The sequence below is a fragment of the Ferrovibrio sp. genome, assembly GCF_965278975.1.
Classification (GTDB): Bacteria; Pseudomonadota; Alphaproteobacteria; order Ferrovibrionales; family Ferrovibrionaceae; genus Ferrovibrio.
In genome coordinates, this window is sequence record NZ_OZ257126.1 from 4,418,354 (window position 1) to 4,437,968 (window position 19,615).

Here is a 19,615-nt window from a genome sequence, read left to right on the forward strand (position 1 = left end):
GGCTCAGGGAGCCGCTGCTTTAGCCGCACGAACCGTATTCAGCACCTTCTCGGCTTCGGCGACGAATTCGAAGGTGGGGATTACCGGGCGCCCTGTCCATGCTCCGATACCCGGACCCGATGCCACAGGCCGCAATTCGGGACCGAACACTATTGTGCCGACATGGCTTGCCGTTTTCTGCAGATGAATTTCATTGAGCCCTGACAACTCAATGCTTTTCATGCCTCGGGCATCAACGATCAGCACTCGCTTATCGGTGACCCCGTAAACGGTCCTGCGCCGCCGCATGGCATCGTGAACGAAGCGGCCGACGGTGATGTACAACCCCGCCAGAATGAACGGTATGCCAAAAAAAGGGAAAACTGGATCTACGGCCTGCAGTGCCTTCCATTCCCAAAAAATGGCAAAGACAAGAAAAAACAACGAGAAGGGAATCAGCGTGGCATCACTGCGACGCAGAACAAAACCTTGTTTCGGTATACCCCACCAGAGCAATTTCTCGCCTGCATCCAGGGTCGCCGACAATGCCGACGGCACCCTGGCAAAGTCCTGGGCGTTCAGCATGTTCAGCCCTCCGCCGCCTTTACCCAGCCGTTATCACCCTGCTGCCAATAGGTAAGCGTGTGGCCGGCGGCCTTGGCACGTTTCCAACGCTGTCGCGCGCTCTCCACAGCCTCTTCGTCGTTGCCGTCGAACAGGTCGCAGACGCGGGTGAAATCGCCATGCAGGGCGGTATCGGCGCCATCGACCAGGAACAGCACCTCGGCCTTGTTGGGCCGTTCATCGGCCGCCGTCAGCCAGATCGGCTGACGCTCGGGGTGGCCATCGAGCCTGGTACCATGGGGCAGGAAAGCCGCCTTGTCATAGGTCCAGAGTTCGCCCGCCAGCGCCTCGACACGCTCGGCATTGCCGCATTTCACCACCGCGCGCCAGCCGCGCTGGAGCGACCGCCCGAGCAGGTCTGGCAGCACCTGCTCCAGGCGCCGGCGCGTCAGGTGGTAGAACAGCAGTTCGGACATCGCACCTACCTAGCGGGAGATGCCCGGGTCAAGCCCGGGCATGACGAAACCTGGTGTCAGCCCTCGTAATTATCCTGCACCAGGCGGTTCAGCAGGCGCACGCCGAAGGCGGTGGCGCCGCGCGGCACGGTCGGCTTGTCCGCCTTGCTCCAGGCGGTGCCGGCAATATCGAGATGCGCCCAGGGATACTTGTTGACGAAACGCTGCAGGAACTGCGCCGCCGTGATCGACCCCGCGCCGGCGCCCGGGCCGGCGATGTTCTGCACATCGGCGATGGGCGAGTTGATCGCGCGGTCATAGGCATCCGACAGCGGCAGGCGCCACAGCGCCTCGCCCTCGGCCTTGCCGGCCTTGGTGAGCTGTTCGGAGAGCTTGTCGTCGTTGGAGAACAGGCCGGCATGCTCATGGCCGAGCGCGATGATGATGGCGCCGGTCAGCGTGGCAAGATCGACCATGAATTGCGGCTTGAAGCGGCCCTGGCAATACCACAGCGCATCGCACAGGATCAGGCGGCCTTCGGCATCGGTGTTCAGCACTTCGATGGTCTGGCCGGACATCGAGGTGACCACGTCGCCTGGGCGCTGCGCGTTGCCGTCCGGCATGTTTTCCACCAGCGCCACCACGCCAACCACATTGGCCTTGGCCTTGCGGCCGGCGAGCGCCGCCATGGCGCCGATCACGGCCCCGGCACCGCCCATATCCCACTTCATCTCCTCCATGCCGGCGGACGGCTTGATCGAGATGCCGCCGGTATCGAAGCAGACGCCCTTGCCGACGAAGGCCACCGGCTTGGTGCCCTTCTTGCCGCCATTCCACTGCATGACCACGAGCTGCGATTCGCGCACGGAGCCCTGGCCGACACCGAGCAGCGCGCCCATGCCGAGCTTCTTCATCTCCTTCTCGCCCAGCACCTCGACCTTGACGCCGAGCTTGGAGAGCTTGCGACATTCGGCGGCCAGGGTTTCGGGATAGATGATGTTGGCCGGCTCGCTCACCAGGTCGCGGGTCAGGGTGACGCCATCGGCGAGCACGCTGAGCGGGGCATAAGCCTTCTTGGCGGCGGGCAACGAATCGGTCAGCACCGTCACGGTTTTCAGCGACGGCTTCTCATGGTCCTTGCGGGTGGTGCGGTATTTGTCGAAACGGTAGCCGCCAAGCCGGGCGCCGAGCGCGGCGCGGGCGGCGGCTTCCGCCACGTCGGCCTTGGCGCCGGCCGGGAACTCGACCGCGATCGCCAGGGCGGTTTCGCCGGTCAGCGCCAGGCGCCGCACCGCTTCGCCGGCCACGGCTTCCAGGGCTTCCGGCTTGATATCGGCGGGCTTGCCCAGGCCGGCGATCAGCACGCGGCCCAGACCGGCGCCGGGGCCAAGCACTTCCAGCACCTGGCCGCGTTCGCCCTTGAAGCGCGGCGCGCCGGCAATGGCGCGGCCCAGGGCGCCACCCAGGGCCTTGTCGAGGCCGGCGCCAAAGGCGCTCAGCTTGCCGCCATCGGCGGCCAGAACGACAAGGGCACCCTGCTTGGGGCGGGCGAGCGAGGCAAGGTCGATTTTCATGATTTCATCCCGGGGTGGATAAGCGGTGTCGAGCCGCCACTATAGCGGCGCGGAAGCCTCCGGATCAACGCAGCCGGAGCCTGTTCCGACAGGCCCGAAAAAGCCTGCGGCGGGTGGCATAAGCCCTGGAAATGGCTATACTCCCGCCCCATGCGGGGCATCACCCAATACATCATCCGGCAGGTCGCCTGGCCATTGCTGTTCGCGTCGCTCACCCTGGTCGGGGTGATCTGGCTGACGCAGTCGTTGCGCTTCATCGACCGCATCGTCAACAACAACCTCTCCATCGGCTCGTTTTTCTATCTCACGATGCTGGTGCTGCCGGGCGTCACCGCCATCATCCTGCCCATCGCCGCCTTCTGCGCCACGCTCTATGCCTATAACCGCCTGGCCGGCGATTCCGAACTCGTGGTGCTTTCCGGCTCGGGCTTCAGCCGCCTCAGCCTGACCCGGCCGGTCTGGATCCTGGCCGGCAGCCTGGTGCTGCTGCTCTATGCCATCGGCCTGTTCTTTGGCCCATTGAGTGCCCGTACCCTGCGCACCACGCAGTATGAATTCCGCACCGCGCTTGCTGGCATGGTGATCATGGAAGGCGTGTTCAACACGTTGTCGAACAATCTCACCGTCTATGTGCGCGAGCGCGATGCCGAAGGCGAGATGCGCGGCATCCTGGTGCATGACAGCCGCGATGCGCAGCGCCCGGTCACCATGATGGCGGAACGCGCCATGCTGGTGCTGACGCCGCAGGGGCCGCGCTTGGTGATGGCGAACGGCAACCGCCAGCAGGTGGAACAGGGCCGGCGCTCCTTGAGCATCCTTTATTTCGACAATTACAGCCTCGATCTCTCGACCTACAGCAAGCAGGATGGCGAAGGCTGGCGCGAGCCATCCGAGCGCTACCTGCACGAACTGTTCTGGATCAACGAGAAGGATCTGGATGATGTTGCCAACCGCACCAAGCTGATGGTGGAAGGCCACCGCCGCCTGACCGCGCCGCTCTACACCCCGGCGCTGATGATGATCGCCATTGCCGGTGTGATCGGCGGCCAGTTCAACCGCCGCGGCCAGGGCATGCGCCTGCTTGGTACTGCCGCTGTCGCCATTGTGGTGCAGCTTGCCAGCCTTGGCGTTGCCCAGGCGGCGATGCGTCAGCCGCTGCTGATCCCGCTGCTCTACCTGGCGCCAATCGGCTTCCTGGCCGGTGCGCTGTGGCTGCTGCGCGAACCCGATAACCGACGTACCCCGGCCCTGCCGCCAGCATTGCCGCCGACAGGGGCCACCTGATGCGTATGTCCTGGACCCTGGCGCTGTATCTCGGCCGGCATTACCTGGCGGCCATCGCCATGGTGTTTGCCGTGCTGGTGGTGCTGGCCTACAGCTTCGATACCATCGAATTGCTGCGCCGCTCGGCCAGCCGGGCCGAAGCCGGTGTCGATACCGTATTCGCCATGTCGCTGCTGCGGCTGCCCAATCTTTCGATCAAGCTGATCCCCTTCGCCGCCCTGTTCGGCGGCATGCTGGCCTTAAGCCGCCTCACCCGCAGCCAGGAACTGACGGTGACGCGCGCCGCCGGCGTCTCGGTGTGGCAATTCCTGGCGCCGGCGATGGCCCTGGCGCTGCTGATCGGCAGCTTTGTCATCACGGTCTACAATCCGCTGGCTTCGGCGCTGCTGTCGCGCTACGAGGCCATTGAAGCCCGCGTGCTGCGTGGCCGCGCCTCAATGATGGCGGTATCCAACACTGGCCTGTGGCTGCGCGAGGCCGATGCCCAGGGGCAGATCGTGGTGCATGCCCTGCGCGTGGCGCAGCAGGGCGTGGAACTGCGCGATGTGATCCTGTTCTACTATGAAGGCACCGACCGCTTCGTGCGCCGCATCGATGCCACGGAAGCCTATCTGCGCGATGGCTTCTGGGAATTGCGCAATGCCACCACCAGCTACCCGGACCGCGCCGGCAGCTTCAACCCGGTGCTGGAAGTGCCGACGACGCTGACCTTCGACCGCATCCAGGACAGCTTCGCCTCGCCGAACACGATTCCGTTCTGGCAATTGCCATCCTTCATCGCCACGCTGGAACAGGCCGGTTTCTCGGCCTTGCGGCACCGGCTGCATTTCCAGACCCTGCTGGCCGCCCCCTTCCTGCTCTGCGCCATGCTGCTGATCGCCGCCAGCTTCTCGCTGCGCCTGACCCGGCGCGGCGGTGTCGGCGTCATGCTCGGCCTGGGCGTCGGCGTCGGCTTCCTGCTCTATTTCACCATCGAACTGGTGCAGCCTTTCGGCCTCAACGGCACCCTGCCGGTGGCGCTGGCGGCCTGGGCGCCCACCGGCATCTGCCTGATGCTCGGCCTCTCGATGCTGTTCCACCTGGAGGATGGCTGAGACCATGGCGCAGCCTCCGCTTTTCGCCGCTCTGCTGCTTGCCGCCACCTTGATCGCCGGCTCGGCGCTGCTTGCCAGGCCGGCCCTGGCGCAATCGGTGATCAACAATCGTGAGCCGGTTCTCGTCACCGCCGGCAGCCTGAGCTACGACCAGAATCTCGGCATCGTCACCGCGCGCGACAATGTCGAACTGGCGCAGCAGGGCCGCACCCTGCTGGCCGATACGGTGAGCTACAGCGAGCGCGACGGCAAGGTCATTGCCTCGGGCAATATCAGCATCATGGAAGATGATGGCACGGTGCTGTTCGCCGAGTATGTCGAACTGACCGATGGCATGCGCAACGGCTTCATCCGCGATATCGGCATCCTGCTGTCTGACAATTCACGCGTTGCCGCCGCTTCCGCCACGCGCACCGGCAACAACAAGACGACGATGAACAAGGCGGTCTACACCTCCTGCACGCTCTGCGCCGCCGATCCGACGCGGCCGCCGCTGTGGCAGCTCAAGGGTGAGCGCGTCGAGCATGATGAAGCCGCGCAGCAGATCACCTACCAGGATGCGACACTGGAGATGTTCGGCATACCGGTGCTCTACACGCCGTATTTCAGCCACCCCGATCCGACGGTGCGGCGCAAGAGCGGCTTCCTGTCGCCCAGCGCCAGCACCAACAACTATTTCGGCGTCGCGGTGCGCACGCCCTACTACTATGTGATCGACGACAGCGCCGACCTGACCCTGACGCCGCAATACTCGACCAAGGAAGGCCCGTTCCTGATGGGCGAGTATCGCCAGCGCACCGCCAAGGGCGAGTTGCGCATGGATGCATCCGTCACGCGGGCAAATCTGCGCAATGCCAATGGCGACCGTACCGACGACGACTACTTCCGTGGCCATCTGCGCGCTGACGGCATCTTCCGCAACAGCAGCGACCTGACCTACGGCTTCAACTTCTTCCGCGCCAGCGACGACACCTACCTGTCGCGCTACCAGATCCCGGACCGCGCCAACAACAATGTGCTGACCAGCCGGCTGTTCGCGGAGAATATCAACAACCGCAGCTTCATGGCGGCCAATGCCTACAGCTTCCAGGGCCTGCGCCCCACCGATGTGCCGGGCCTGACACCCTTCGTGGTGCCGCTGCTGGATTATTCCTATATCGGCCAGCCGGGCGCCTATGGCGGCCGCTGGGCCATCGACAGCAGCATGGCGGCGCTCTACCGCACCGGCGGCACCGACAGCCGCCGGCTTTCCACCACGGTCTCGTGGTCACAGCCCTATTTCGCGCCGTCGGGCGAAGTCTACACCGCCACCGCCCTGCTCAAGACCGATGGCTACTGGGTCAACGAATTGCAGGACCGCCCCTATCTTGCCACCAACGATGCCGATGCACGCTTTGCCGGCCGCGCCATCCCGATGCTGGCGCTCGACTGGCGCTACCCGCTGGTGCGCGACAGCGGCAGCATCCGCCAGCTGGTGGAGCCGATTGTCGGCGTGGTGCTGGCCCCCTATGGCGGCAACCCGCGTACAATTCCCAACGAGGATTCGCTGAGTTTCGAATTCGACGAAACCAACCTGTTCTCCTTCAACCGCTTCCCCGGCTCCGACCGGGTCGATGGCGGACCCAAGGTGAATTATGGCCTGCGTACCGCCGTCTATGGCAGCCGTGGCGGCTATTCGGAAGTGCTGATCGGGCAATCCTACCGGCTGCGCAACGACGATACCTTCGGCCCCGGCACCGGCATCAGCGAACAGTTGTCGGATTATGTCGCCCGCGTCACCATCTCGCCGAACGAATACCTCACCTTCTCCGACCGGCTGCGCATCTCGCCGAACAGCCAGTCGGAAATCCAGCGCCAGGAAATCAGCGTCGGCATCGGCCCGAAGGCGATGCGCCTCACCCTCAGCTATGCCGATATCGCCAACAACACCTTCACCGGCGATATCGGCGAGCGTGAAGCGGTATCCGGCATCCTTAAGGCCCGACTTGGGCAATACTGGAACTTCGAGGCCCGCCATATCCGCGACCTTGGCGAGCGCGGCGGCTCGCTGCTGAACTTCCTCGGCCTGCGCTACACCGACGAGTGCTTTGACGTCATGTTCTTCGCCGAGCGTACCTTCACGGTCAATCGCGATGTGCAACCCGCCACCACGTTCGGGCTGCGCTTCCGTCTGGCCAATTTCAATTGAGTCGAGGCGGCCGATGCGATCCCTGCTCACATTCCTTCCGCAGCTTTCCCGCAGCATCCTGCTGGCCACTGCCCTTCTTGCCACCCTGACACTGCCGACCTCTGCACAGGATGGCAGCCTGCGCATTGTTGCCGTGGTGAATGACGAAGTGGTATCGGTGCGCGACGTGGTCGAGCGCATGCGCATGACCTTCGCCACCACCGGCATCCCGGACACGCCTGAAATCCGCCGCCAGCTTCGTGAGCAGGCTTTGCGTGTGCTGGTCGACGAACGCCTCTATATGCAGGAATCGAAAAAGCGCGGTATCAGCGTGTCGCAGGAGGAACTGGACCGCACCATCGAGTCCGTGGAGCGGCAGATGAACATTCCACCAGGCCGCTTCGATCAGGTGGCGCCACGCATGGGTATCGATCCCGGCGCCTTCATCGAGAATGTGCGCGCCAACCTGACCTGGAGCCGCCTGGTGCGCGCCCGCTTCTTCGCCGGCAGCACCATCAGCGAGCCGGAAATCGACGAGGCCGTGGCCAAGCTGCGCGCCAGTGCCGGCCAGACCGAAGACCTGCTTTCTGAAATCGTGATCCCGGTCGATAACCCCGAGCAGGAGGAAGCCGCCCGGCAGACGGCTACCCAGGTTTCACAGCAATTGCGTGAACGCGGCAACTTTGCTGCATTGGCGCGGCAATTCAGCCGTGGTGCCACGGCGGCGAATGGCGGTGATATCGGCTGGGTACAGCGCGGCAGCCTGCCGGATGAACTTGACGCGGCAATTGCCAAGCTGGAGCGTAACAGCTTCACCGAGCCGGTGCGTTCCACCGGCGGCTATTACATCATGGGCCTGCGCGACCGCCGCCGCATCGCCGAGGCTTCGCCCGAAGATGTCAAGATTGGCTTGAGCCAGATCATGCTTGGCCTCGCGCCCAACGCCCAGGCAAGCGATGTGGAGGCCACCATGGCCCTGGCCCGCACGGTGCGGGACTCGATCTCGAAATGCGAGGATATCGAACCGTTGGCCCGTGAATTGAAAGCTCAAGGTTCGGGTGCCATCGGCACCGTACGCCTGACCGACCTGCCTGATAATTTCCGCGCCGCGATTGCCGACCTCAAGGTCAACGAGACCTCGCAGCCGGTGGCCGTGCCGCGCGCCGTGCATCTCTTCACCGTCTGCTCCCGTGAGGAGCCGAAATCCGGCATCGACCGCAATCAGGTGCGCAACACTCTCCTGCAGCAGCGCCTGGCGCTGATGAGCCAGCGTTACCTGCAAGACCTGCGCCGTGACGCAACCATTGAATTCCGCTGACGCGGCAGAAAGCACCGCTGCCGCTGTGGTGAATTCCGCTGAATTGCCCTTGCCACCGCTCGCCCTCACCATGGGCGAGCCGGCCGGCATCGGCGGCGAGATCGCGCTGAAGGCATGGGCACAGCGCAAGGCCGCTGCCCTGGCACCTTTCCTGCTGCTGGATGATCCGGCGCGGCTTACCGCCCTGGCAAAAATCATTGGGCTTGATATCCCCATCGTGGCGATTGCCAAACCGGCGGAGGCGCTCGCCTGTTTCGATACAGCGCTGCCCGTGCTGCCGCTGAAACTGGCGGCGCCGGTCACGCCCGGCCAGCCTGATGCCGCCAATGCCCCCCTGGTGATCGCCGCCATCGAGCGGGCGGTGCGCCTCACGCAAGCTGGCGAGACGGCGGCGGTGGTGACCAATCCGATCCACAAGGCGGCGCTCTATGGCGCCGGCTTCAAGTATCCCGGCCATACCGAATTCGTCGCCGCGCTCTGTGACAATGCAGACGTGGCGATGATGCTGGCCGCGCCGCAGCTCCGCGTCGTGCTGGTGTCGATCCATGTTTCGCTGCGCCAGGCCATCGAGACGCTGAGCACCGATGGCATCGTCAAGATCGCCCGCATCGCCGATGCTGCGCTGCGCCGCGATTTCGGCCTGGCGAAACCCCGCCTGGGCATCGCTGGACTCAATCCACATGCCGGCGAGGCCGGCAGCATGGGCCACGAGGATGCCGCCATCGTGGCGCCAGCCGTGGCGGAACTGCGCCGCCTCGGCATCGATGCCCATGGCCCGATGCCGCCCGACACCATGTTCCATGCCGAAGCCCGCCAGGGCTATGATGCCGCCATCTGCATGTATCACGACCAGGGCCTGATCCCGCTCAAGACGCTGGATTTCGACCGTGGCGTGAATGTCACCCTCGGCTTGCCGATCATCCGCACCTCGCCCGACCATGGCACTGCCTTCGATATCGCCGGCAAGGGCCTGGCCAAGCCCGACAGCCTGATCGCGGCGCTGCAATTGGCCGGCGAGATGGCGCGCCACCGGCTTCGTGGATAACCGCCGCAATGGATAACACGGCTATCGAGGCATTGCCGCCGCTGCGCGAGGTGATCGCCGAGCATGAACTGGCGGCGAAGAAATCGCTTGGGCAGAACTTCCTGCTCGACCTCAACCTGACACGCAAGATCGCCCGCGCCGCCATGCCATGGAGCGGTGGCACCGTGATCGAGATCGGCCCCGGCCCCGGCGGCCTGACGCGTGCCCTGCTGCTGGAAGGCGCACCACGCGTCACGGCTGTCGAACGCGACGAACGCTGCATCGCCGCGCTGGCACCACTGGTCACCGCCTCGGCGGAGCGCCTCAGCGTGATCGCAGGCGATGCCCTGGAAGCGGACCTGCCAACCCTGGCCGGCAGCCCCTATCAGGTCGCCGCCAACCTGCCCTACAACATCGCCACCGCGCTGATCCTGCGCTGGCTGTTGGGACCACAGCCGCCGGCCAAGCTCACCCTGCTGGTGCAGAAGGAAGTGGCCGAGCGCCTGGCCGCGCCGCCGAACAGCGAAGCCTACGGCCGGCTCTCGGTGATCGTGCAATGGTGCGCCGAGGTACGGATGCTGTTCGATATCGGCCCCAAGGCTTTCGTGCCGCCGCCGAAAGTCACCTCCACCGTGGTGGAACTGGTGCCGCGCAAAGCCCCTCTGGCGGAAGCCGAAACCGCGAAACTCGAACGCGTTACCGCCGCCGCCTTCGGGCAACGACGCAAGATGCTGCGTGCCTCGCTGAAAAGCCTGTGGCCCGATGCCGAAGCGCGGTTGCAGGCCCTCGGCATCGACGCCACGCGCCGCGCCGAAACGCTTTCAATTGAAGAATTCTGCCAGATAGCGCGAACGCTTTAGCGTGAGCGCGCAAAGCCAAGATGTGCGCGGACGCTTTAAGGCTTAATGCCCTTCGCGCAGCTGCTTGACGAAATCGACCAGGCCGATGCCGCGATGGCGCTTCAGCCGTTCGGCACGCAGGATGGCATCCACCTCGGCCAGGCAATGCTCCACATCGTGGTTCACCACCACATAATCGTATTCCGCCCAATGGCTCATTTCGTCGGCGGCCTTCGACATGCGCTTGGCCACCACCTCGGCGGAATCCTGTGCGCGGGTCTTGAGCCGCTTCTCCAGGTCGCGCGTCGATGGCGGCAGGATGAACACGCTGACCAGATCGTCGCGCGCATGCTGGCGCAGCTGCTGCGTGCCCTGCCAGTCGATATCGAACAGGATGTCCTGGCCGCTCGATAGCCGCTTTTCCACCTGTTCCTTCGGCGTGCCGTAGTAATAATCGAACACCTTGGCGTGTTCGAGCAGTTGCTGGCGGTTCACCATCAGCCCGAATTCCTCGTTGCTGATGAAATGGTAATGCGTGCCATCCACCTCGCCCGGGCGCGGCTTGCGCGTGGTGACGGAGATCGAGAGATACAGTTCCTTGTCGCCTTCCAGCAGGCGGCGCGAAATCGTGGTCTTGCCTGCGCCCGAAGGTGAGGACAGCACCAGCATGAGGCCGCGCCGCGCCAGTTGCATCGGTTCACTCATGGCTGCGCCTATTCCACGTTCTGCGCCTGCTCGCGCAGGCGGTCGATCACCAGCTTGAGGTCAAGGCCGATCCGCGTCAGCGCCGGATCGAACGCCTTGGAGCAAAGCGTATTGGCCTCGCGGTTGAATTCCTGCGCCAGGAAGTCGAGCTTGCGACCGGCACTCTTGGCTTCCTTACCCGAGAGCAGCGCGCGGGCCGCCTGGATATGGGCGCGCAGCCGGTCCAGTTCCTCGCGCACATCCAGCCGCGTCACCTGCATCGCCAGTTCCTGCGCCAGGCGCTCGGGCGCCACCGGCGGATTGAGGCCAAGCAGTTCTTCCATCTGCTGCTGCAGGCGGCGGCGCAGGCCATCGGGCCGCGCGGCTTCGGTTTCCGCCGCCTTGGCGACAAGGCTCTCGATTTCATCCAGCAGGCTGGCGAGCAAGGCGGCAAGCTTGGCGCCTTCCGCCGCGCGGGCGGTCGCCAGCTTGTCGATGGCCTCGGCAAAGCTGGCGCTCAACGCCTTTTCCAGCCTGGCCTGGGCTTCGGCATCGGCGGCTTCCGCCACCGGCTCGACCACGCCGCGCACGGCCAGCAGACCATCCAGGCTCGGCGCGCCGACACCACGCGTGGCCAGTTTGCCCGACAGCGCGATCAGTTGATCCAGTAACGCCTCGTTCAGCCGGTAGCTCGGTGCCGCCGCCGCATCGTCGAGAAAATTCAGGTTGAGCGTGACATTGCCGCGCCCGAGCTTCTGCTGCGCCAGACCGCGCGCTTCGGCTTCCACCGCCTCAAGGCCGGAGGGCAGCCGGAAACGCAATTCCAGGCCACGGCCATTCACCGACTTCAATTCCCAGATCCAGGCACGGCCCGGCGGACCCGGCACGCGGCCATCGGCCCGTGCGAAACCGGTCATACTCTGCAGCGACACGAAAGCGCCTCCCTGGTATTTTGGTCTGGTAATCTGGAAACCCAAGTATACCGCAGGGAAACGAGGCGAAGCCATGGCCGAATCGACACCGCCCAACAGCCTGACGCCACGCCGCATCCTGATTACCGGCGGCTCCAGCGGCATCGGCGAAGCCCTGGCGCTGCATTACGCCGCCCCCGGTGTGCGCCTGGTGCTCACGGGCCGCGATGCCGAGCGGCTTGAGGCAGTGGCGGCGGCCTGCCGCGCCAAGGGTGCCGAGGCCAGCGGCCACACAACCGCCGTCACCGACCGCGAGGCCATGGCGGCATTGATCGAGGCCAGCATGCCGCTCGATCTGGTGGTCGCAAATGCCGGCGTCTCGGGCAACTTCAAGTCATGGGACGACTTCGACGCCCATGTGCGCGGCATCGCGGCGGTGAATATCGATGGCGTGTTCAATACCGTGAACCCGGCGGCGCGCCTGCTGGTGGCGCAGGGCCATGGCCAGATCGCGGTGGTGGCCTCGATGGCCAGTTTCATCAGCATGCCGGGCGCGGCGATCTATTCAGCCTCCAAGGCCTTTGCCCGGTTCTATGCCGAAAGCCTGCGCGGGCAACTGGCGCGCCATGGCGTGCGTGTCTCGGCCATCTGCCCCGGTTTCGTGGTCAGCCGCATGACGGCGAAGAACCGTTTCCCGATGCCGTTCCTGATGGATGCCGAGCGCGCCGCGCGCATCATCGCCAAAGGGCTGGCGCGCAACCAGGGCCGCATCGCCTTCCCCTGGCGCATGCTGGCCCTGCTTCGGGTGCTGGAATCCCTGCCCTATCCGCTCACCGACTGGCTGATGCGCCGCGCACCGCAGAAGTGATCTCAGCGCCCCTGGCTGGCGCGGTAGGCGGCAACATTGCGCAGATGCTGCTCGTAGGTCTCGGCAAAAACGTGGCCGCCCTTGCCATCGGCAACGAAATACAGCGCCTTGGTCGCCAGCGGATTGAGTGCCGCTGTCAGGCTGGCGCGGCCGGGATGGTTGATCGGCGTCGGCGGCAGCGCGTCAATCGTATAGGTGTTCCAGGCGCTCGGCTGCGCCAGGTCGGCGCGCGTCAGCGGGCGATCCAACTCGGTCAGACCCTTGGTGATGCCATAAGCGACCGTAGGATCGGATTGCAGCTTCATGCCGCGCCGCAGCCGGTTGATGAACACGCCGGCCACCTGCGCCCGCTCGGCGGCCACCGGCGTCTCGGCTTCGATGATGGAAGCGAGGATCACCGCCTGGGCCGGGGTTTCCAGCGGCAGGTCGCGCGCCCGCTGCGCCCATAGGCGGTTGAGCAGGTCATCGCGGCTGCGGGCCATGCGCTGCATCAGCTCGGGCCGCGTGTCGCCCCAGCTATAGAGATAGGTTTCCGGCAGCAGCGTGCCTTCCGCCGGGGCTTGCGCCACCTCACCCTGCAAGGCTTCGGCCTGAGCCAAAGCCTGCATGATTTCGGCGCTGCGCCAGCCTTCAACCACGGTGAATTTGCGGAAATGCACGCGGCCCGCCGCGATGCGGTCGATCAATGCGCGCGGGCTGTCGCCTGGCTCAAGCGCATATTCGCCGGCCTTGAGCAAAGCCGCCTTGCCGGTCCAATGCGCTGCCAGTTGCCACAGGCGATGCTCGCCCACGGCGCCGGCCGCTTCCAGCCGCAGCGCGATACCATCAACGCCGCTGCCGCGCGGCAACTGCACCAGGGCCGGTGCTTTCAGTGGCCCCGGCTTATCAAGCCAGGATTGAAACCAGAGGAAAGCGCCGCCGCTGGCTGCACCAGCCACCAGCAAGACTGCCAGCAGCAGGCGCACCAGGCGCGGCATCAGGAATCGTAGCGCTTCAGCACCAGCGAGGCGTTGGTGCCACCGAAGCCGAACGAGTTCGAGAGCGCGGCGCGCACCTCGCGCTTCTTGGCCTGCTTCGGCACCAGGTCCATGCCCTCGGCGCCATCGCAGGGATCATCGAGATTGAGCGTCGGCGGCACGATGCCGGTCTTGATCGCCAGCACCGAGAAGATCGCTTCCACCGCACCGGCGGCGCCGAGCAGATGGCCGATGGCCGACTTGGTCGAGGACATCGACAGGTTGGCCACCGCATTGCCGAACAGCCGCTTCACGGCCTTCAACTCGATCTCGTCGCCGAGCGGCGTCGAGGTGCCATGGGCGTTCACATAGTCGATATCGCCCGGCGTCATGCCGGCGCGCTTCAGCGCCATCTGCATGCAGCGGAAGGCGCCATCGCCGCTCTCATGCGGCGCGGTGATGTGGTGGGCATCGCCGGAAAGGCCATAGCCGACCACTTCGGCATAGATCTTGGCGCCGCGCGCCTTGGCATGTTCCAGTTCTTCGAGCACCACGCAGCCGGCGCCCTCACCCATCACGAAGCCATCGCGGCCCTTGTCCCAGGGGCGCGAGCCGGCGGTCGGGTTGTCGTTGAAGCCGGTGGACAGCGCACGGGCGGCGGCAAAGCCAGCAATGCCGAGCGGGCCGATGGTGGCTTCGGCACCGCCGGCCACCATCACGTCGGCATCATCCAGCATGATCAGCCGGGCGGCATCGCCGATGGCATGGGCGCCGGTGGAGCAGGCCGTGACCACGGCGTGGTTCGGACCCTTGAAGCCGTATTCGATGGAAACATGGCCGGACACCAGGTTGATCAGGCGGCCGGGCACGAAAAACGGGCTGATGCGGCGATGGCCCTTTTCCTTCAGGGTGATCGCGGCTTCCTCGATGCCGTTGAGACCGCCGATGCCGGAGCCGATCAGCACGCCGGTGCGGCAGCGCTGTTCTTCATCGGCCGGCTGCCAGCCGGAATCGATCACCGCCTGCTTGGCGGCGGCCAGGCCATACACGATGAAATCGTCGACCCGCTTGCGCTCCTTGGCTTCCATCCACTGGTCGGGATCGAAGGCATCGGCGCGATCCGGGAAATCCGCCTTCAGCGGCACCTGGCCGGCGATCTTGGCCGGCATTTCACCGACATCGAAACGGGTGATCGGACCAAGGCCCGACTCGCCATTGATCAGGCGGTTCCAGGTGGCTTCAACACCGCTGGCCAGCGGCGTGACCAAGCCTAGGCCTGTGACGACGACACGACGCATGGCGGGGCCTCTTTGAATACAAGCTGGTAAAAACGGGAAACCGGCGCGGTAAACCGCGCCGGCTCAAGCGATCGGCAGGAGGCCAACCGGCAGTCCCTTAGGCGGACTTCTCGGTGATGAAGTCGATAGCGTCCTTCACGGTGAGGATCTTCTCGGCCGCATCATCCGGAATTTCGACGCCGAATTCTTCTTCAAAGGCCATCACCAGCTCGACCGTGTCGAGGCTGTCAGCGCCCAGATCGTCGATGAAGCTCGCGTTCTCGGTGACCTTCTCGGCCTCGACGCCGAGATGCTCGACGACGATCTTCTTAACGCGCTCACCAATGTCGCTCATTGTCCTAAGTCCTTGTGTTTCGTTGCTGCCTGGGCCGTCTTATGCAGGCTGGCCGGCAGTTGGGGGCCTCCCTTAGCATAGAACGCCGGGGCTTCCAAGCACCCTGTTACCCCGGTCCGCCGGGTGATTCCCCGACCGTTCCGGCTCAAATCATGGCCATTCCGCCGTTGACGTGCAAGGTCTGGCCGGTGACATAGGCGGCCTCCGTGGAGGCAAGGTAGACCACCGCCGAGGCGATTTCCGGGCTGTGGCCCAGGCGGCCCGCCGGCACCTTGGCCAGGATGGTGGTTTTCTGCTGTTCGTTGAGGGCGTCGGTCATGGCGGTCTCGATGAAACCGGGGGCGACGCAGTTCACTGTGATATTGCGCGAGGCGACTTCCTGGGCCAGCGACTTGGAGAAGCCGATCAGGCCCGCCTTGGCGGCGGCGTAATTGACCTGGCCCGGATTGCCGGTGACGCCGACCACCGAGGTGATCGAAACGATGCGGCCCCAGCGGCGCTTCATCATGCCCTTCAGCGCAGCACGGCTGAGGCGGAAGGTGGCGGTCAGGTTCACATCCAATACCTGCTGCCAATCCTCGTCCTTCATCCGCATGGCAAGGCCGTCGCGGGTGATGCCGGCATTGTTCACCAGGATATCCACCTGGCCCATCGCCGCCTCGCCCTGGCCGATCAGCGCATCCACGGCAGCCGCATCGCCGAGATTGCACGGCAGCACATGCACGCGGCTCCCGAGCTTGGCGGCGGCTTCCTGCAGTACCGCTTCGCGGGTGCCGGAAAGCGCCACGGTGGCGCCCTGGGCATGCAGGGCAGCGGCAATGGCGCCGCCGATGCCGCCGGTGGCGCCGGTAACCAGCGCGGTCTTGCCAGTAAGATCGAACATCATCGTCTTCCTTCTCTTAAACCGTCTTGGCTCTTAAACCGTCTTGGCCCAGGCTTCGATTTCGGCTGGCTGGCCGAGGCTCAGCGGCTCGATTTCCTTGTCGATGCGCTTCAGCAGACCGGCCAGCACCTTGCCGGAGCCAAGCTCGACAGCCTGCGCCACGCCCTGGCCCTTGAGCCAGATCATGCTTTCGCGCCAGCGCACCAGGCCGGTCACCTGCTGCACCAGCAGCTTCTTGATATCGGTCGGATTGACCTCGCCCTTGGCGGTGACATTGGACACGATCGGCAGCCGCGGCGGCTGCACCGTGGCATGTTCCAGTGCCTCCGCCATGGCATCGGCGGCGGGCTGCATCATGGCACAATGGAACGGGGCGCTCACCGGCAGCAGCATGGCGCGCTTGATCCCCTTGGTCTTGGCCACCTCGATGGCGCGCTCGACGGCACTCTTCTGGCCCGAGATCACCACCTGGCCGCCGCCATTGTCGTTGGCACAGCCGACGATTTCGCCTTCAGAAGCTTCCGCCACCACAGTCAGCGCCTGCTCCAATTCGGCGCCGAGCAGGGCCGCCATCGCGCCCGTGCCCACCGGCACCGCCTTCTGCATCGACTGGCCGCGCAGCTTCAGCAGCTTGGCGGTATCGCTCAAGCTGATCGCACCCATGGCGCAGAGGGCCGAATATTCGCCCAAGGAATGGCCGGCGGCATAGGCGCCCTTGGCCGCCAGGTTGACGCCGAATTCCTGCTCAAGCACCCGCACCACCGCCACGCTCACCGCCATCAGGGCCGGCTGGGCATTTTCGGTCAGGGTCAGGTCGGCTTCCGGGCCTTCGAACATCAGCACCGAGAGCTTTTGCGACAGGGCGTCGTCCACTTCCTGGAACACATGGCGGGCCGCCGCGAAGGCCGCCGCCAGATCCTTGCCCATGCCGACGGCCTGGCTGCCCTGGCCGGGAAACAAAAAGGCGCGTGTCATTACCGCGGACTCCCTCTGAAACATCGAAAAACCGGCGCCAGTGATAGACGGCTACCCGGTGGTGTCAACCCTCGCCTTCCTGCCTAGTCCCGCCCCAGGGCCAGGTTCCGGGCCGCCGCTACCGCCCCGGCAGAGGCCGGGCGCAGCCAGCGGGCCACCACATGCTGGTCCGGACGCAGCAGATAGGCGCTGCCGGCCCGGGCGCCATAGCGCCGGGCGGCCAGGCCATCCGCCGGCAGGTCCACCCGGGCAACACCCGGGGGCGCCTCCGGCGCCTCGGAACCGAAGCGCAGCAGGGTGAATTGTCCCTGCTGCCCCCCCTCTTGTCCCTGACAATGCCGGAGCAGCCAGGAACCATCCCCCAGCGGGGCATCGGGCGCCGGGGCGCCGGGCGGCGGGCCGGCCTGGAAGCCAGGATCGTCAGGCTGGAACAGGCTGGAACCGGCATAGCTGGTGGGCAGCGACAGGCGGCCGGAATTGACCAGACGGCGGGCGAAAGGCTGCGCCGCGGCCAGTTCCAGCACCGCATCGCGCCACAGCCGCGCCGCCTCGCCCTTCGGTGCGATGAAATCGGTCGAGCGCGTCGAGTTCAGGATATTCTCGTCCGCCGCCGCCATGCGCTCCGTGTCATAGCTGTCGAGCAGCGCGTCGCCAGCTTCGCCGCGCAGCACGGCGCTGAGTTTCCACACCAGGTTATCCGCATCCTGCACGCCGGAATTGGCGCCGCGCGCGCCGAAGGGGGAAACCTGATGCGCCGCATCGCCGATGAAGAAAACGCGGCCATGACGGAAACGTTCCAGGCGGCGGCATTGGAAGGTGTAGACGCTGACCCATTCCAGCTCGAAACGCGTTTCCGGCCCCAGCATCTGGCGCAGGCGCGGCAGCACGCGCTCGGGCTGGCGCTCGATTTCCGGATCGGCATCGGGACCTAGCTGCAAGTCGATACGCCACACATCATCCGGCTGCTTATGCAACAGGGCCGACCCGCCGCCATGGAAGGGCGGTTCGAACCAGAACCAGCGTTCGGTCGGGAACTGGGCCTGCATCTTCACATCGGCAATAAGGAAGCGGTCCTCGAAAACCTGGCCACGGAAATCCAGGCCCAGGCTGCGGCGCATGGAGGAGCGTGCGCCATCGGCGGCCAGCACATATTCGGCATCGATCTCGTAGGCACCATCCGGCGCCTCGATGCCAAGCCGCGCGCCGCTGTTTTGGTGGGCAATGGCAAAAGCCTTGTGGCGCCAGCGCAGTTCGATCAGCGGCTCGCGCATGGCCGCCGCCACCAGCACGGTTTCGGCATGATATTGCTGCAGGTTGATGAAGGCGGGAAAGCAATGGCCGCTTTCCGGCAGCAGGTCGAAACGATAAAGCTGGCGTTCGCCATGGAACACCTTGCCGACCTGCCAGGTGACGCCACGTTCCAGCATCGGCGCCGCAACACCCAGGCGGTCCCAGATTTCCAGCGTGCGCTTGGCATAGCAGATGGCGCGGCTGCCGGTGCTTACCGTGTCGTCATCATCCAGCAGCAGCACGGCGATGCCATGCCGCGCCAAATCCAGCGCCGCGGTCAATCCCACCGGACCGCCGCCCACGATCACCACCCGGCGCTGTTCCACCGCACCGTGCGCCAATACCGGCCTGGGCGTGGCTGCGAACTGCGTCGCCCCCAGCATGCCTTTCCTCCCGTGATACAATTGAAACAAAAATAGGCGTGATACCCGACACAATAAAGCGCTAAACAGCCTTGCCGCCGCCGGGCGGTGAGTCGTAAAATCAGCCCATCGCTTCAGAAGGAGGCATTGATGACCGCGATTTCCCAGGAACTGCAATTTGTCGGGCTTAAAGTTGCCCGCGATACGCAGCTCAGCGTGCTCAGCGCCGTTTCCGCCAGCCTCGACAACATCAAGCAGATCACCGCCGCCGCCAACCAGGGCGGCGCCAAGTCCGCTTCAGGCCCGCTGCCTGAAGGTGTTGGTGGTCAGGTGGATGTGTCGGCGTAACGCGCCCAAGCACCAATCCGCATGAACATACAGGGCAGCCAATGGCTGCCCTTTTTCGTTGCCGGTTCTATTGCCGGCATAAACGACAAACAGCACCGGCCGCAAACGCAGCCGGTGCTGTTTGAGAAACTGAATTTCGACGCTGCTGCTTCAGTGCAGCAATGACCCGTTACTTCGGATCGAAAGCACCCGAACGGATGGTATCCGGCAGCTTCTCCAGGCCGTGAGCGGTCACTGCCTTGCCGAAGATGGCCGTGAGCTCAGCCAGCGCCATGCTCATGGCAATCGCCGCAACGATCTCGCGCGACACGCCGCCATTCACCAGCGCTTCCCACGAAGCCACGAAGGCTTCGCGCGTCACCTTGCTCTGTTCCTCTTCCGACATCGCCATGGGCAAAGCCCCCTTTT

At 65.1% G+C, this 19,615-nt stretch carries 21 protein-coding genes; 9 read left to right on the forward strand and 12 right to left on the reverse strand.

The genetic code is table 11. The annotated features are described in order from the left end of the window. Positions 1 to 3: 3 nt before the first annotated feature. Genes ACQY7X_RS21315 through ACQY7X_RS21325 form a run of 3 tightly spaced genes read right to left on the reverse strand, consistent with a single transcriptional unit; the run spans position 4 to position 2,572 of the window. Positions 4 to 564, reverse strand: a complete 561-nt coding sequence (locus ACQY7X_RS21315) for a hypothetical protein (protein WP_428247508.1) — start codon at positions 562 to 564, stop codon at positions 4 to 6. 2 nt (positions 565 to 566) lie between these two features. Further along, positions 567 to 1,019, reverse strand: coding sequence for a DNA polymerase III subunit chi (locus tag ACQY7X_RS21320; protein WP_428247509.1), 453 nt, complete (start codon positions 1,017 to 1,019; stop codon positions 567 to 569). 56 nt (positions 1,020 to 1,075) lie between these two features. Next, positions 1,076 to 2,572, reverse strand: a complete 1,497-nt coding sequence (locus ACQY7X_RS21325; protein ID WP_428247510.1) for a leucyl aminopeptidase — start codon at positions 2,570 to 2,572, stop codon at positions 1,076 to 1,078. A 150-nt stretch (positions 2,573 to 2,722) separates the two neighbouring features. Between ACQY7X_RS21325 and lptF the strand changes: the two genes are divergently transcribed. The 6 genes from lptF to rsmA all read left to right on the forward strand — a co-directional run bounded on the left by lptF (position 2,723) and on the right by rsmA (position 10,319). After that, positions 2,723 to 3,856 carry an LPS export ABC transporter permease LptF gene (lptF, locus tag ACQY7X_RS21330; RefSeq protein WP_428247511.1) on the forward strand — a complete coding sequence of 378 codons (1,134 nt, stop codon included), beginning with the start codon at positions 2,723 to 2,725 and terminating at the stop codon, positions 3,854 to 3,856. Further along, positions 3,856 to 4,950 (forward strand): LPS export ABC transporter permease LptG, encoded by a 1,095-nt coding sequence (gene lptG / locus ACQY7X_RS21335; protein WP_428247512.1) that lies wholly within the window; start codon positions 3,856 to 3,858, stop codon positions 4,948 to 4,950. The genes lptF and lptG overlap by 1 nt, the downstream gene beginning before the upstream one ends. 4 nt (positions 4,951 to 4,954) lie before the next feature. Continuing rightward, positions 4,955 to 7,138 carry an LPS-assembly protein LptD gene (locus ACQY7X_RS21340; protein WP_428247513.1) on the forward strand — a complete coding sequence of 728 codons (2,184 nt, stop codon included), beginning with the start codon at positions 4,955 to 4,957 and terminating at the stop codon, positions 7,136 to 7,138. A 13-nt stretch (positions 7,139 to 7,151) separates the two neighbouring features. After that, positions 7,152 to 8,435 carry a peptidylprolyl isomerase gene (locus ACQY7X_RS21345; protein ID WP_428247514.1) on the forward strand — a complete coding sequence of 428 codons (1,284 nt, stop codon included), beginning with the start codon at positions 7,152 to 7,154 and terminating at the stop codon, positions 8,433 to 8,435. Positions 8,436 to 8,505: 70 nt separating this feature from the next. Beyond that, positions 8,506 to 9,480 carry a 4-hydroxythreonine-4-phosphate dehydrogenase PdxA gene (pdxA, locus tag ACQY7X_RS21350; RefSeq protein WP_428250086.1) on the forward strand — a complete coding sequence of 325 codons (975 nt, stop codon included), beginning with the start codon at positions 8,506 to 8,508 and terminating at the stop codon, positions 9,478 to 9,480. A gap of 8 nt (positions 9,481 to 9,488) precedes the next feature. Continuing rightward, positions 9,489 to 10,319: a 16S rRNA (adenine(1518)-N(6)/adenine(1519)-N(6))-dimethyltransferase RsmA gene (rsmA, locus tag ACQY7X_RS21355; protein WP_428247515.1), complete on the forward strand. Its 831-nt coding sequence runs from the start codon at positions 9,489 to 9,491 to the stop codon at positions 10,317 to 10,319. 42 nt (positions 10,320 to 10,361) lie between these two features. Here the strand turns inward: rsmA and gmk are convergent, their stop codons facing one another. Together gmk and ACQY7X_RS21365 are read right to left on the reverse strand one after the other, a co-directional pair. Continuing rightward, positions 10,362 to 11,015 (reverse strand): guanylate kinase, encoded by a 654-nt coding sequence (gene gmk, locus ACQY7X_RS21360; protein ID WP_428250087.1) that lies wholly within the window; start codon positions 11,013 to 11,015, stop codon positions 10,362 to 10,364. After that, positions 11,012 to 11,914: a YicC/YloC family endoribonuclease gene (locus ACQY7X_RS21365; RefSeq protein ID WP_428247516.1), complete on the reverse strand. Its 903-nt coding sequence runs from the start codon at positions 11,912 to 11,914 to the stop codon at positions 11,012 to 11,014. Before ACQY7X_RS21365 ends, gmk begins: the two co-directional genes overlap by 4 nt. Positions 11,915 to 11,987: 73 nt before the next feature. Between ACQY7X_RS21365 and ACQY7X_RS21370 the strand changes: the two genes are divergently transcribed. Beyond that, positions 11,988 to 12,761 (forward strand): SDR family NAD(P)-dependent oxidoreductase, encoded by a 774-nt coding sequence (locus ACQY7X_RS21370; RefSeq protein ID WP_428247517.1) that lies wholly within the window; start codon positions 11,988 to 11,990, stop codon positions 12,759 to 12,761. Positions 12,762 to 12,763: 2 nt separating this feature from the next. Here ACQY7X_RS21370 and mltG read toward each other — a convergent pair whose 3' ends face one another. From mltG to ACQY7X_RS21400, 6 genes are all read right to left on the reverse strand, one after another. Beyond that, complete coding sequence (mltG, locus tag ACQY7X_RS21375; RefSeq protein ID WP_428247518.1) at positions 12,764 to 13,738, reverse strand: endolytic transglycosylase MltG; 975 nt, start codon at positions 13,736 to 13,738, stop codon at positions 12,764 to 12,766. After that, entirely contained in the window at positions 13,738 to 15,015 is a 1,278-nt protein-coding gene (gene fabF, locus ACQY7X_RS21380; protein ID WP_428247519.1) for a beta-ketoacyl-ACP synthase II, read from the reverse strand. Before fabF ends, mltG begins: the two co-directional genes overlap by 1 nt. A gap of 97 nt (positions 15,016 to 15,112) precedes the next feature. Continuing rightward, complete coding sequence (locus ACQY7X_RS21385) at positions 15,113 to 15,349, reverse strand: acyl carrier protein (protein WP_341980816.1); 237 nt, start codon at positions 15,347 to 15,349, stop codon at positions 15,113 to 15,115. A gap of 145 nt (positions 15,350 to 15,494) precedes the next feature. Next, positions 15,495 to 16,232: a 3-oxoacyl-ACP reductase FabG gene (fabG, locus tag ACQY7X_RS21390; RefSeq protein WP_428250088.1), complete on the reverse strand. Its 738-nt coding sequence runs from the start codon at positions 16,230 to 16,232 to the stop codon at positions 15,495 to 15,497. A 33-nt stretch (positions 16,233 to 16,265) separates the two neighbouring features. Continuing rightward, complete coding sequence (fabD, locus tag ACQY7X_RS21395) at positions 16,266 to 17,207, reverse strand: ACP S-malonyltransferase (protein ID WP_428247520.1); 942 nt, start codon at positions 17,205 to 17,207, stop codon at positions 16,266 to 16,268. An 83-nt stretch (positions 17,208 to 17,290) separates the two neighbouring features. Then, positions 17,291 to 18,880, reverse strand: a complete 1,590-nt coding sequence (locus tag ACQY7X_RS21400; protein ID WP_428247521.1) for an FAD-dependent oxidoreductase — start codon at positions 18,878 to 18,880, stop codon at positions 17,291 to 17,293. 129 nt (positions 18,881 to 19,009) lie between these two features. On the opposite strand from ACQY7X_RS21400, the gene ACQY7X_RS21405 reads away from it, so the two are divergent. Further along, entirely contained in the window at positions 19,010 to 19,207 is a 198-nt protein-coding gene (locus tag ACQY7X_RS21405) for a hypothetical protein (RefSeq protein WP_428247522.1), read from the forward strand. A gap of 21 nt (positions 19,208 to 19,228) precedes the next feature. Next, positions 19,229 to 19,372 (forward strand): hypothetical protein, encoded by a 144-nt coding sequence (locus ACQY7X_RS21410; RefSeq protein ID WP_428247523.1) that lies wholly within the window; start codon positions 19,229 to 19,231, stop codon positions 19,370 to 19,372. A gap of 4 nt (positions 19,373 to 19,376) precedes the next feature. Here ACQY7X_RS21410 and ACQY7X_RS21415 read toward each other — a convergent pair whose 3' ends face one another. Further along, a complete protein-coding gene (locus ACQY7X_RS21415) occupies positions 19,377 to 19,598 on the reverse strand; it encodes a hypothetical protein (RefSeq protein WP_341980806.1) in 222 nt (73 codons plus the stop codon). Positions 19,599 to 19,615 lie beyond the last annotated feature (17 nt).